Origin of the sequence: Peribacillus sp. NPDC101481 (genome assembly GCF_044767165.1) — a bacterium.
In the GTDB taxonomy this organism is placed as follows: domain Bacteria; phylum Bacillota; class Bacilli; order Bacillales; family DSM-1321; genus Peribacillus.
Genome location: NZ_JBIWNJ010000001.1, coordinates 1413311 through 1426879, shown reverse-complemented (window position 1 = coordinate 1426879; position 13569 = coordinate 1413311). Strand labels below are relative to the sequence as shown.

The following is a 13569-nucleotide window of genomic DNA, read 5'->3' as shown; positions in this document are numbered from 1 at the left end:
TGGAAAGAAGGCTTGTTATGAAAGTGGATGAACAAAAAGAAGGGGCGATTTATGCAGCCCTTTCTTACATGATGTGGGGAATCGTGCCGATTTACTGGAAGTTCCTTCAGGGAGTCGGTGCAATAGAAATTTTAGCTCAGAGGGTATTATGGTCTTTCGTGTTCATGCTGGTTTTATTGATGTTCATGAAAAAATGGCAGGCGTTTCTTGTCTATGTCAAAAACATATTGGGAAATCCCAAACTCTTTGTGGCATTACTTACGGCGTCACTGCTTGTTACAGCTAATTGGGGAGTGTTCATCTGGGCCGTTAATACAGGACGGATCCTCGACACGAGCCTTGGATATTATATCAATCCGCTAGTCAGTGTACTATTGGGAGTGATAGTCTTAAAAGAAAAATTGAGCGGGGCCCAAATCATTTCATTCCTGCTTGCAGGAATCGGAGTCTTGATCCTGGGCATTCATTTCGGCACGATCCCGTGGATCTCTCTTGTTTTGGCCATGACCTTTGGATTATACGGTCTGGCAAAAAAAATGATCAAGGCTGAAGCGGCGATCGGGCTGACTCTTGAAACGATGATGGTAACGCCTCTGGCCCTAGGTTACCTGATCTACTTGATGAACCAATCAGAAATGCAGTTCTTTACAGATGGGAGCACAAGCTTGCTGCTGGTGGGCGGCGGGATTGCCACGGCCTTGCCTCTTTTATATTTTGCGAAAGGGGCGGAGAAGATCCCGTTATCGATGCTTGGCATTTTTCAGTATATCGCTCCGACCTTATCTTTATTGATAGGCGTATTCATCTATCATGAAAGTTTTACCAAAGCACATCTTTTAGCCTTTTTGTTCATATGGTCAGCCTTGGCTGTTTATACACTATCCATAACGAAATGGGGTCAGGCGAATGCCCGCAGGCTTAAAGGCAAAGGGAATATTGGTGCATGAATAAGAAAAAATGCTTGGGAGATCTCTCCCCAAGCATTTTTTTATGCGGGTATATAAAACAAAGAGGTCATGAAAGGTAAATCTTCGAACCTATTTCAGAAACAATACAATTGGAAAGGCTGACAGGACAGTGATCGGGCTTTGCTCTATTTAGTTGGAATTGACTATAGAAGGAACTATCCAGGAAAATGATATGCGTTGTCAGGAATGCTGATTTGGTTGCGTACGGCTTTCTATTGCTATTCAATTCATTGATGATTCCCTGTGAAGTGGTAATCCCGATTCCGTGGCCATAAAAGAGGTTATTCCCTAATAATATGGCATTTTCACCTTGCCATTCAGGAGTTGACTCGTCGTGATCAGGGTTTATGAAGTAAACGCAATCGCCTGGTAAATAATCCCTTCCTTGATGAATATTAAGAGCCATATTCTCCGGAGGGCGCCAGTCATATAAAAAAAGGTTTGAAAAAAGGTAATCGAAATTCCTAGGGCCGATCAAATCCAAAATCGCCTTTAAAAAAGTGACGACTATTGCCGTCCCGCATTCGAAAGCATAAAGCCTTCCATTCATGAAAATGTCCAGAAGTGCAGCATGAGGGAGTATCCCTGGCTGAAGGGTGAAGGTGCCACCCTTTGAAAGGTGCCAATATTGTTTATTGGATTGCGATTCCTCAAGTGTTGAAAATTCTACCTCACTTTTATTCAATGAAATCGCTGCCTCAATGACATGGCGCCGCAGCTGTATATCGAAATTAAACTCTCCAAAATTCCGGTATTCAAAAACGTTAGTATCTTCATCCAGCAATTGGAGAATTTCAAGCGACTTAGCAGATGCTATTCCTGGTTGGATGTGACTGACATCTAACCATCTGTGATTAATCTTTATCATGATCATATCCACCTTTTGCTTATTAAATTAACGGTTTATAAAACCAGTAAACATAAATGTCTACAGATAATGTTCATTATATGAATGCCTGCAAAGAAATGACTATTTAGAAATTGTCAGCCACTGCTGCAGTCAAGAATGATTGGAATGAAAAGAGGCAGAATTACATTGATTTCAATGATTTTCGTTCCAAAAGATGTTTTGCTAGATATCCTTAAGAGTAAGGAATACCTTTCCAATTAGTGATAAGAAGCAAATTAGTATTCCCTTTTCCCTATGAATTGATATAATGAGAGAGAAAAGTTCATATGTGCGAGAAATGTAGGGGGGCCAGTACTGCTGGCTGAGATTGCATCCTTTAGATGCTGACTCTTTGAACCTGATCTGGGTGATGCCAGCGGAGGGAACATATTATTACTGACTTTCTGTTTTGTATGTTAACGTCCGAATTCATCTTCGGGCGTTTTTTGCTTTTTATCCAGTATTTGAATAGACCCTGGAGCCCCATTATGGTTCCGGCATATGGATCTTATATGATGTGTAGGAGGATAATAACTTGAATAAATTCTTACCACTGTTAACTTCGTTGTTCCTTTTGGCTGGATGTGGTGCAGGCGGAACTAATGAAAAAGAAGAAGCATCTAAAAATGAAGAATTAAAAAAGGTATCGGTCGTGCTCGATTGGACACCGAATACAAACCATACAGGATTGTATGTTGCCAAGGAAAAAGGTTACTTTAAAGAGCAAGGTCTTGATGTGGAAATTATCATGCCAGGTGAAGCTGGAGCGGATAAGCTTGTCGCTTCAGGAAAATCTGAATTTGGCGTGAGCTACCAGGAGGGCATAACACAGGCCCGCGTGCAGGGCGTGCCAATTGTTTCGGTTGCTGCAGTCATCCAGCATAATACCTCTGGATTCGCTTCCCCTGAGGCAAAGAACATTAAAACTCCCAAGGATTTTGAAGGGAAAACGTATGGTGGCTGGGGTTCTCCGGTTGAAAAGGCCATTATTGATTCACTCATGAAAAAAGAAAATGCGGATGTAAATAAAGTGGATATAGTCAATACAGGAGACATGGATTTTTTCACTTCGGTTAAAAGGGATATAGATTTTGCCTGGATTTATTATGGATGGACAGGCATTGAGGCTGAGTTGCGAAATGAAAAGCTTAATATGGTTTACTTAACCGAATACTCTGATAAGCTTGATTACTATACGCCTGTTTTGACTACAAATGAAAAGATGATAAAAGAAGATCCCGAAACTGTTAAAGCATTCGTTCATGCAGCATCAAAAGGGTACCAGTTTGCGATTAAGAATCCTGCTGATGCAGCAGACATGTTAATTAAGTCTGCGCCGGATCTTGATGCAAAACTAGTTAAGAAAAGCCAGGAGTGGCTTGCAGCCAAGTATCAGGATGATGCTCCGCGTTGGGGTGAACAAAAACTGGAAATCTGGAAGAATTACAGTGATTGGATGACTGAAAACAAGCTTCTTGAAGGTGATTTCGATCCTGAAAAGGCATTTACCAATGAATTTTTACCAAAATAGGAGGAAATACGATGGCCAATTCATTAATTAGTATACAAATTATTCCTAAAGGGGAAAATGTCATCCCTATGGTCGATGAAGCAATCAAGATCATTGAAGAATCTGGTGTCAAGTATGAGGTTCACCCCCTTGAAACGACAATGGAGGGCGAGCTTTCCGAACTTTTTGCCGTGATAGAAAAAATGAATGTAAGAATGATCGAAATAGGATCGCCGAATGTCATTTCCCAAGTGAAAATATTATATCAGCCAAGCGGGATTACGATGGATACGTTAACGGAGAAATATCGGGCATGATCGGAAGGGGAATTTGGAAGAAGGGGGCTCCCTTCTTTCTTTTATTATTGTTGCTGATAGTTTGGGAGTCAGTGACAGTCTTATTGAAGGTTGAAGAATGGCTGCTTCCCGCTCCATCGGCCATTTTCATTGAAGGAATTGAGTCGTCGCGCAATCTTTACGGACACCTTATATCGACAACCGAGCTTGCGTTGTCGGGTTTTTTTATTGGAAGCTGCATCGGCTTATTGGTTGCTGCAACCTTACACCTATTTCCAGGTGTGAAGGACGCGGTTTATCCTCTGCTCATACTATCACAAAATATACCTATCATAGTTTTGGCCCCGCTATTGGTGATCTGGTTTGGCTTTGGCATGCTGCCTAAGCTAATAGTGATTTCGCTCGTATGTTTTTTTCCGGTTGCGGTTGCATCATTGGACGGTTTTCGCCAGACACCATACGAACTTAAGCATTATTTCAAGATGATGGGAGCGGGGAAAAACCAGTTATTTTGGAAGCTGGAATTTCCTCACTCAATCCCGTTCATTTTCTCCGGCCTGAAAATTTCGGCCACCTATAGCGTAATGGGTGCGGTTATTTCAGAGTGGCTCGGGGCAAAATCGGGGATTGGTGTTTATATGACGCTCGCGTCCTCTGCGTTCAGGACAGACCGAGTGTTTGTTGCCATTTTCATCATTATGGGAATGAGCCTGGTCTTTTTTGGAATCATCACCTTCCTGGAGAAATACTTAGTTTCTTGGAAGAGAAAGGAGGGCGGCAAGGATGAAGCTGGAAATTAAAGATGTCTCCTATTCTTTCGATGGTAAACAGAATATATTGGAGAACATGAATTTTCGTGTGGATGATGGGGAATTTGTCACGATCCTTGGGCCATCGGGCAGCGGTAAAAGTACTTTGTTCCACTTGATCGGAGGTATTTTGAAGCCGGATCATGGCATCATTTCACTGGATGGTAAAAAGATAAATGGTTTAAAGGGCCATATCAGCTATATGCCGCAGCAGCCTTCCCTTTTACCTTGGAGAACGGTATTGGAAAATGTTTTGCTGGGAAGTGAACTTGCTGGGATCAGAGATAAAGAAAAGGCAAAAGCCCTATTGATGAAAGCTGGATTAGAAGAGTATGAGAAAGCATATCCGCATGAATTATCAGGAGGCATGAAGCAAAGGTCCGCATTCATCCGGAGTATCTTAAGTCCACAGGACTTGATGTGCCTGGACGAACCCTTTTCTGCCTTGGATGAACTGACAAGATTGCAAATGCAAAAATGGCTGTTGTCGGTTTGGGAGGAAAATCGGAGGTCGGTGCTTTTTGTTACGCATAGCATAGATGAAGCGGTTTTCCTATCCGATAGAATTTATGTGTTATCTGCAAAACCGGCTGCGGTCATCAAAGAAGTCAAAGTTCCGTTTCCAAGGCCAAGAAGTGAAGAACAGCTTCTTAGTGATGAATTTTTTCATTTGAAAAGAGAGTTATATGCAGCATTAATGCCAACTCTTTCTACTTAAGTAAGGAGGCTATTAAATTTGAGAATCATCGACAGCCATATCCATTTGGATAAATATGATGTTGTTAAGCGGAAGCAGATTCTGACTGACATGGAAAAGGTTCATTTGCAATCCTTGCTGACTGTTTCCATGAATTTGGCTTCTTCTATTAACAATTATCAGCTTTCACTGGAGGATTCCCGAGTTAAGCCAGCCTTTGGCTTTCATCCAGAGCAGCCCCTCCCGAGTGATGAAGAAGTGAACGAATTATTGAACTGGATGCGGGAACATCGTCAAGATATGGTTGCCATAGGTGAGGTTGGACTGCCCTATTATCTAAGGCAGGAAAATCCCGATATGGATAACTCAGCGTATATAGTGATATTGGAGAAGTTCCTGGCTTTTGCTAAAGAGATGGAAAAGCCGGTTATCCTTCATGCCGTCCATGAAGATGCACCTATCGTTTGCGACCTTTTGGATAAGCATCAAATCACAAAGGCGCACTTTCATTGGTTTAAAGGAGATATCCGCACAGTCGAAAGAATGGCCGAAAAGGGCTACCGCATTTCGATTACACCTGATGTTTGTTATGAGAGGGAAATACAGGAATTAGTTTCGGCATACCCACTTAAGCTGATGATGATTGAAACGGATGGCCCATGGCAGTTTGAAGGGGTTTTCGAAGGGAAATGGACCCATCCCGGCATGATGCATGACAGTGTGCGTCAAATTGCTTCGATTAAAGGATTGCCGATTGAGGATGTTTATGAAACCCTTTATCAAAATACGAAAGAATTTTATCATATTTAAAGGTACCGGCTATCATATCCGGTACCTTTTTAGTACGTTCAAAGGAAGGTCCTTTTAACCTTTTCCCAAAAGGAATTGTCTTTTAGCTTAACGGTCTTGATGACTTTACCGCTTAACCGGACCTTTACCTGTTCGACATGATTGATGCTTAAGGCTTCATTGTCCATTCCGATGATCGGATAGCTTGGTCCGTTTTGTTCAAGGTGGATGGTCAAAGTCCTATCACCGCTAAGAATGAATGAGGAGCCTAAGGTCCGATAGGTATTATTATTGATGGAAGCAAGCTCGCTCACTTGAAAGCAAGGGAGAAGGGGATCGACAACCGCCCCATTGACCGATTTATTATAGGCGGTGCTTCCGGTCGGAGTAGCAATGATGATTCCGTCCCCGCGAAAAGTTTCAAAATGGAGTCGATCAATGAAAATATCCATGATGAACGTTTTGGTGATGGAAGACCGGATACTGAGTTCATTAAGGGCATAAAAGGAGGGCTGATCGTCCAATTGGATATCGATGGCTGGATATTTACGCACCTCGATTTGCTCTCTAGTCATGGCATCGATCATTTTATCCGTATCTTCCAAGTGGAAATCGCAATACATATTCAAGTTACCTGTGGTGGAAATGCCAGCATATAAACAGTCATCCCTGAACCCGGTTTTACGGGCTGCCTGCAGGAATGTGCCGTCATCACCGATGCTTACGATGATGTTTGCTTTTGTGAAATCCTGGATGACTTCATACGAATGTTGCTTCGCCAAGTCTGACAAGTATTCAACCTTGCTAAGCATCTCTGCATTCGGTGCATGGAAAAAATAAATATTCCTTCGAGTGTTCATCATGATCCCTCCTAGTATGTATGTTTATGAAAGGGCTTTCTTTTCTTTTGAAAAAGTAAAACCGCAGTACAAAATGCAACTGTACATTTCGTACATTTTTATATGACATAGTTTATCATGGAATGAAGCACTTTTGTTAAAGCGGTAACGAAAAGAAAGAATGGTCCGCTCTTGCATGATTAACTAGGATCGTCTTTTTAGGAAGTGAAAAGAGAATAATGGTATAATGAATTCTCAGTAAGGGCTCTTTAAATCCCTGCCATACAAAGGGTAGGGTTCGGATATATAAGAAAGTAGGTTATGTGTATGAAAGTACATATCATTGCGCCGTATGAATCAATGATTCCAATTATAAAAGCGTGTTTGCCACTTTATCCAGACTTGGAAATAGGGTATTCCATAGGCGACTTGGAAAAGGGTGTTGAACTTGCAAAATTGGAAGAGGAAAACGGAGCGGATGCCATAATCAGCCGGGGAGGAACGGCCAAGTTAATTAAGAAATCGGTCAATATCCCAGTGATCGACATGAACCTTTCCGGTTATGATATGATCCGATCCCTGACATTGGCCAGTGAGCTTAAAGATAAAACGGCCATCGTAGGATTTTCAAATATAACATCAGGCGCCCAATCGATTATCGACTTATTGGACCTTCCTTTACAGGTTTATACGGTCCGTGAATCAAAAGATGTAGCTCCTCTCATCTTGACTTTGAAAAACGAAGGCTATAAACAGATTGTTGGTGATGTGATTACAATAAATACAACCATCTCTTATGGAATGAAAGGATTCCTCATTCAATCGGGAAAGGAATCAATCATAAGGGCCATCAATGATGCTAGGGAAATGATTACCTATCTTCAATACAAAAGCGACATCAATAGGATGTTTGAAAGGCTTTTAGTCAAAGAAGTCCATAATATCGTCATTTTAAATAGTGATAATCAAATCGTCTATGAGCATTTAACGGATTTTGACTCCAACCCATTGAGCGATGATCAATATAGAACCATGAATGGAGAAGTAAACGTAAGTAAGCAGCTTCATACCAGTTTTTCACAGGATGGCAGCAGTATAGAGGTAGACGGCTTTTGGCATGATGGTTTGTACTCGTCATATGGGGTTTATGTATTAGATGCGAGTCCTGTGAAACGATTCGATCAAAAAGGTGTACAGATCAAGGCAGCTTCCATCTCAGAACCGGTTGCCATGGATACCGTTCTGATAAATAATGTAACAGCACTCTATAAGAACCATGAAATCATTCACCTAAAAGGAAATCGAGGGACGGGTAAGGAGTTTCTTGTACATTATATACATAATGAACAAACTAAAAATGGAAAGCTACTTATAATTGATTTCAAAGAATTCAAGGAAGCTGAGCTTAACAAACTGCCTCTTGAGCATATCCGCACCATAACTCTGAAGAATATCGATTGTCTAAATGATTATGAACCATTAAGAGAATTTCTAAGCATTTGCTGCAGAAAAAGTCTAGCGATATTCATTGTATCAAATGGTCAAGTCAACGAAGCCATTGCTGGGCATTTTGCAATAAACACGATTCATATGCAGGATTTATCGCAACGAAAGAGCGATATAGGAAACTTAACGAAATTCTTTTTATCCTATTATCATCAAACGTATGGAACGACAGCTATGAATATAAAAAGTGATGCCCTTGCTCTTCTGGAAGAGTATTCGTATCCTAACAACATCGACGATTTAAAACAGTTAATTAAGCAAATAGCCTTAAATGAAAAAGAGTATGTGATACGAAAGGAAACCATTGAGAAAATAATAGAAGATAATAACATTCCGACTGATATCTTCGTTTCACAAAAAGCGACGCTAAAAGAAATGGAAAAGTATATCATTCAGCGAGTTCTGAAAGAGGAAAATTATAATCAAACGAAAACTGCCGAACGATTGGGGATCAACCGGGCAACATTATGGCGCAAACTTAAAGAATGACTTTAAGTTTGCTTTTTTTTTGATCGAAGTGTTGCATTTTTAAACTATTTTTATTAAAGATAGTTTAATATTTTTATAAGTGTTGCTTTTATTAACATCATATTTTAATATAAATATTGTAAGCGCTTTAATAATAAAACAAAGGGGTTTTTATTATGAGAATTAAAGCAACGCTTGATCGTATCCCAGGGGGGATGATGGTTGTTCCGCTATTGCTGGCAGCCACTATCAATACATTATTTCCTAGTCTATTAAGGATTGGCGGTTTTACGGAAGAACTGTTCGTGAACAGTTCAAGTGCTTTGATAGCATTATTCCTCTTAATTGCCGGAACGCAAATCAATCTTCGTACAGCAGGCACTTCGGTGAAAAAGGGCGTTACACTTTTAACATATAAGTGGGTGTTAGGAGCACTGGTCGGCCTACTTGGATTCTGGCTGGCCGATAGTAACGGATTGTTTTTAGGAATGGCACCATTGGCAATTATTGCTGCCATGACAAATTCCAATGGCGGGCTTTATATTGCATTAGCCGGTCAGTATGGAAAGGAAGAAGACAAGGCCGCCTACCCATTTCTCGCTTTAAGTGACGGTCCATTCTTAACAATGGTAGCGCTTGCTATTTTCGGGACAATGGGCTTCGCTGATGGCATGTTCTCTCCAACTTCGTTCATTGCCGTATTGCTTCCGCTGCTAGTCGGGGTGGTATTAGGGAATTTAGATTCCGAGATGAAAGATTTTCTTTCTAAAGGAAGCGATAAGCTTGTTCCGTTCTTTGCTTTTTCATTAGGAATGGGGATTAATTTCACAGCGATAATCCAAGGTGGATTAAGTGGAGTATTGCTTGGTGTGATTACAGTTCTCCTAACTGGTGGAGGAGGGTATCTGATCTTTAAGTGGATAGGATGGAACCCGATTGTCGGTGCTTCTGAAGGCTCCACTGCGGGTAACGCCGTCGGGACTCCGGTGGCTATCGTGGCAGCGAATGCTTCATTCGGGATCCATGCGGAGCTTGCTACTGTACAAATTGCAGCAAGTGTCGTGACAACAGCTATTCTTCTCCCGATATTCATCGGCTTCCTATCCAAGCATTTGGATAAGAAGGGTGGAGTGGCTAAATACAATAATTAGGCTAGCCCATGCTTTGGAGGGGATTTAAATGAAATTAGCGATTATTGCGGATGATTTAACTGGCGCCAATGATAGCGGAGTCCAATTGGCTCGACATGGTCTTAAAACGACCGTACTATTTGGATTGGATGAAGAAAATGTACGGGATTATGATGCCGTCGTATTTGATACAGACAGCCGCTCACTTGAGAGGCAGGATGCTTATGATAAAGTCAAGGCAGCGGCAGGCTTTTTAAAGCGGGCTGGCTTCTCAACGATCTTCAAAAAGCTAGATTCGACAATGCGCGGAAATATCGGTGCTGAAATAGATGCCATCTATGATGCTGTAAGGCCGGATTTAGTCATGATCGCTCCGGGTTATCCTAAAAATGGAAGATCAATTCTGGGTTCTACCCACTATTTAAATGGTATTCCTCTTGGAGAAACAGAGATTTCCAAGGACCCAAAAACGCCTGTGACCCAATCTTATCTGCCAGAGTTGATTGGCGCCCAGACATCACATAAAATTGGTACAATTACAGTGAAGGATTTGGACAAAGGCAAAAACCATGTGAACAGTATGTTATTAGGTTTTGCAAAGGATTCGATAACGTATATCATCATCGATGCAACCGAAGAGCAGCATTTGAAAGACATATTGAATTATACAAAGGAAATGAATATTGACGTGGCATGGGCGGGGTCGGCAGGGATCGCCAATTACCTGCCTGACCATTATTCCATACCAAACAAGGAAAATCGATTGAAGATCCCTAATTCAAGCTCGCCGGTCCTTACAGTGATCGGAAGTGTAAATAAGAATTCACGGAAACAATTGAAAAAAATGTTGGAACAGACCCAGGTACATGCCATATCATTCGAGTCCCATAAAGCTGTAGGGGACGACCGGGAAAGAACTGAGGAAATCAGGAGAGTTTATCATGAGGCCATCCAAATGGCAGCACAAGGGCAGGATGTCGTCATTTATTCCACTGCAGAAAACGCGGATATTGAAAGGGCTTGGAAAACAGGCGAATCTAAAGGCCTTACTCATACACAGGTCAGTAACGAGATTGTGAAAGCGATTGGAACAGTATGTTCTGTCCTGTTAGAGAAACAATATTTTAAAGGTGTGACAATGACAGGCGGCGATACTGCCAAGCAAATATGCAATCTATGGGATGTAAAAGGTTTCGAATTGCTGGATGAACTGGAAATAGGGGTCCCGATCTCCAAATTCCTAGGTAATGACGCTATTCATGTCGTCACGAAAGCTGGAGGATTTGGTTCAGAGGACGTATTTATCCATGCGATGAATAAGTTGAAGGGGGAGAATGATTGATGAGACCCATTATCGGAATTACGATGGGAGATGCAGCGGGAATTGGCCCGGAAATTATCGTAAAAGCATTGTCTCACGTTGAGGTGTATCAACAGTGCAGGCCGCTTATTATCGGAGATGCGAAAATAATAGAAAAGGTAAAGCCTATCGTAGGCTTTGAGGGGATGGTTCATGCCATAAAAGATCCTGCAGAGGCGAAATATGAGTTCGGTTCGATAGATGTTCTGGATCTGGACATCCTACCTTTGGACCTTCCGTTTGGAGAGGTATCTGCCTTAGCGGGAGACGGCGCCTTTCAATACTTGGCAAAGGCCATCGACCTGGCAAAGGAGAAGAAAATTCATTCAATCTGTACAGCCCCACTGAATAAAGAAGCGCTCCACAAAGGTGGTCATATGTATCCGGGTCATACAGAGATTCTTGCTGACCTTACGGATACAAATGACTTTTCGATGATGCTGACCACTCCCAATTTAAAGGTCATCCATTTGACGACTCATATGGGGCTGATTGAAGCTATTGAAAGCATTAATCCTGAACGGACGTACAAAGTAATTAAGCTTGCACATGAAACGCTGACAAAGGCGGGCTTCCAAAACCCAAGCATCGCCGTTTGTGGTATAAACCCTCATGCAGGGGAAAATGGCTTATTTGGAAATGGTGAAGAAGAAGAGAAGTTAATGCCTGGAATAGAGAAGGCACAGGCTGAGGGAATCAATGTAAGCGGGCCGCTTCCTGCAGATACATTGTTCTTCCGGGCTGGCCGTGGGGATTTTGATATTGTCATTGCCTGTTATCATGATCAGGGACATGCCCCAATCAAGGTTATGGGAATTGAGGCTGGGGTCAATATTACTGTAGGGCTCAAGGGCGGCATAGTCCGAACTTCCGTAGATCATGGCACAGCCTTTGATATCGCTGGAAAGAACATCGCTGATGAAAAAAGCATGCTTGCGGCCATTCAGTCAGCAATTGAATTAGCACCAAAGCAATAAATAGAGAAGCTGCCAGGATGATCCCGGCAGCTTTTTAGTTGAGCTGATTTTCCCTTTACGTGATTTACTGCTCAGCTCAAAAATTGAAACTTGGGAAAATTAATATATTAATGGATATTGAAAAAACAAATGGAGATTGTCCAAAATGAACCAATTCATTTCCAATTTGAGGATTATTTGCTACAATTTTATATGTCTTGGTTTATCATGGAATGAAACATTTTCGTCTTTAGTTCGTATGGTAAGAAGGATACATATATTTAAGGGGGAAAACAGATGAATGGAAAGCGTTGGGCGGCACTTGGAATTGCAGCCGTTTTATTTTTTGTTTCTATTGCTGTAGGGACGGCTACGACTCTATTTACAGCGGATACGGAAAATATCATTGATGATTTATTTGCTTCTGAAAGTGCATTTTATGAGGAAGTCATAGAAGGCGATGATTTCTCTAATGTTATTGCCGTATTCGATGTAGAGGGCACGATTCAAGATACAGGAGAAGCCTCATTACTTAGTTCGGCAACATATAATCACCGTGCCTTCATGGATAAGCTGAAGATGGCTGAGGAAAATGACGATATCAAAGGAATCATCCTTCGGGTGAATTCTCCAGGCGGCGGTGTCGTCGAAAGTGCAGAGATATATGAAAAGATCCTTGATATCAAGAAAGTGAAAAAACCTGTTTATGTATCAATGGGGTCTATGGCAGCTTCAGGTGGGTATTATATTTCTGCACCAGCCGATAAGATTTATGCTAGTCCGGAAACGATGACGGGTTCACTTGGTGTCATCATGCAGGGGTATAATTACGAGAAGTTGGCCAAGAAGTATGGTGTTGAGTTCCAAACCATCAAAAGCGGACCACACAAAGATATTATGAGTCCGACCCGGGAAATGACTGGTGAAGAACGTGAAATACTCCAAGACATGATCGATAATTCTTATGACCAATTTGTAAAAATCATTGCAGATGGACGCGGTATGTCAGAGAAGGAAGTAAGGGAAATCGCAGATGGCCGCATTTATGATGGACGTCAGGCTAAAGAAAACCATCTAATCGATGATTTCGGCCATTTGGATGATGTAATTGCAGCGATGAAAACGGATATCGGTGAAAAGGATGCTCAAGTTATCCGTTATACAGATGAGGCAGGATTCGGTTCATTATTCAGTATGGGTGCGCAAAAAATGTTGGGAAATGATGTGGAAACGGCAGTCTTGACAAAAATCCTTTCCTCTTCAAATTCTCCACGCTTAATGTATTTGTATGCGGAATAGGGGGGCTGAAGGATGACGGAACGAAATGAAAATAATGAACAAATTGCTTCATC

General features: G+C 41.6%; 13 protein-coding genes and 1 riboswitch. Of the genes, 11 read left to right on the top strand and 2 right to left on the bottom strand.

All coding sequences use genetic code 11. The features are described 5' to 3' along the window. Nucleotides 1–17 precede the first annotated feature (17 nt). Nucleotides 18–947, top strand: coding sequence for an EamA family transporter RarD (gene rarD / locus ACIROD_RS06855; RefSeq protein ID WP_402938939.1), 930 nt, complete (start codon nucleotides 18–20; stop codon nucleotides 945–947). A gap of 67 nt (nucleotides 948–1014) precedes the next feature. On the opposite strand, the gene ACIROD_RS06850 is transcribed toward rarD, so the two are convergent. Further along, on the bottom strand, nucleotides 1015–1836 hold the full coding sequence (locus ACIROD_RS06850) for a protein-glutamine gamma-glutamyltransferase (protein WP_402938936.1): 822 nt from the start codon (nucleotides 1834–1836) through the stop codon (nucleotides 1015–1017). 313 nt (nucleotides 1837–2149) lie between these two features. Beyond that, a riboswitch (TPP riboswitch) is annotated at nucleotides 2150–2259 on the top strand. 133 nt (nucleotides 2260–2392) lie between these two features. Here ACIROD_RS06850 and ACIROD_RS06845 point away from each other — a divergent pair. Genes ACIROD_RS06845 through ACIROD_RS06825 form a run of 5 tightly spaced genes read left to right on the top strand, consistent with a single transcriptional unit; the run spans nucleotide 2393 to nucleotide 5979 of the window. Beyond that, a complete protein-coding gene (locus ACIROD_RS06845) occupies nucleotides 2393–3388 on the top strand; it encodes an ABC transporter substrate-binding protein (RefSeq protein WP_402898423.1) in 996 nt (331 codons plus the stop codon). Nucleotides 3389–3399: 11 nt separating this feature from the next. Continuing rightward, nucleotides 3400–3684 carry a thiamine-binding protein gene (locus ACIROD_RS06840; protein ID WP_034309193.1) on the top strand — a complete coding sequence of 95 codons (285 nt, stop codon included), beginning with the start codon at nucleotides 3400–3402 and terminating at the stop codon, nucleotides 3682–3684. Further along, nucleotides 3681–4463, top strand: a complete 783-nt coding sequence (locus ACIROD_RS06835) for an ABC transporter permease (protein ID WP_402938933.1) — start codon at nucleotides 3681–3683, stop codon at nucleotides 4461–4463. The genes ACIROD_RS06840 and ACIROD_RS06835 overlap by 4 nt, the downstream gene beginning before the upstream one ends. Continuing rightward, nucleotides 4447–5190, top strand: a complete 744-nt coding sequence (locus ACIROD_RS06830; RefSeq protein WP_101222942.1) for an ABC transporter ATP-binding protein — start codon at nucleotides 4447–4449, stop codon at nucleotides 5188–5190. Before ACIROD_RS06835 ends, ACIROD_RS06830 begins: the two co-directional genes overlap by 17 nt. An 18-nt stretch (nucleotides 5191–5208) precedes the next feature. Then, nucleotides 5209–5979, top strand: a complete 771-nt coding sequence (locus ACIROD_RS06825; protein ID WP_402938931.1) for a TatD family hydrolase — start codon at nucleotides 5209–5211, stop codon at nucleotides 5977–5979. Nucleotides 5980–6017: 38 nt separating this feature from the next. Here ACIROD_RS06825 and ACIROD_RS06820 read toward each other — a convergent pair whose 3' ends face one another. Beyond that, entirely contained in the window at nucleotides 6018–6818 is an 801-nt protein-coding gene (locus ACIROD_RS06820; protein WP_402938928.1) for an NAD kinase, read from the bottom strand. Nucleotides 6819–7124: 306 nt separating this feature from the next. On the opposite strand from ACIROD_RS06820, the gene ACIROD_RS06815 reads away from it, so the two are divergent. The 5 genes from ACIROD_RS06815 to sppA all read left to right on the top strand — a co-directional run bounded on the left by ACIROD_RS06815 (nucleotide 7125) and on the right by sppA (nucleotide 13516). After that, nucleotides 7125–8792 (top strand): sigma-54-dependent Fis family transcriptional regulator, encoded by a 1668-nt coding sequence (locus tag ACIROD_RS06815; RefSeq protein ID WP_402938925.1) that lies wholly within the window; start codon nucleotides 7125–7127, stop codon nucleotides 8790–8792. A gap of 155 nt (nucleotides 8793–8947) precedes the next feature. Further along, nucleotides 8948–9922 carry a 2-keto-3-deoxygluconate permease gene (locus ACIROD_RS06810; RefSeq protein ID WP_402938922.1) on the top strand — a complete coding sequence of 325 codons (975 nt, stop codon included), beginning with the start codon at nucleotides 8948–8950 and terminating at the stop codon, nucleotides 9920–9922. 28 nt (nucleotides 9923–9950) lie between these two features. Beyond that, a complete protein-coding gene (locus ACIROD_RS06805; RefSeq protein ID WP_402938919.1) occupies nucleotides 9951–11243 on the top strand; it encodes a four-carbon acid sugar kinase family protein in 1293 nt (430 codons plus the stop codon). Then, nucleotides 11243–12238, top strand: coding sequence for a 4-hydroxythreonine-4-phosphate dehydrogenase PdxA (pdxA, locus tag ACIROD_RS06800; RefSeq protein WP_402938917.1), 996 nt, complete (start codon nucleotides 11243–11245; stop codon nucleotides 12236–12238). The genes ACIROD_RS06805 and pdxA overlap by 1 nt, the downstream gene beginning before the upstream one ends. 276 nt (nucleotides 12239–12514) lie before the next feature. Further along, entirely contained in the window at nucleotides 12515–13516 is a 1002-nt protein-coding gene (gene sppA / locus ACIROD_RS06795; protein WP_137018152.1) for a signal peptide peptidase SppA, read from the top strand. The last annotated feature ends 53 nt before the right edge of the window (nucleotides 13517–13569 follow it).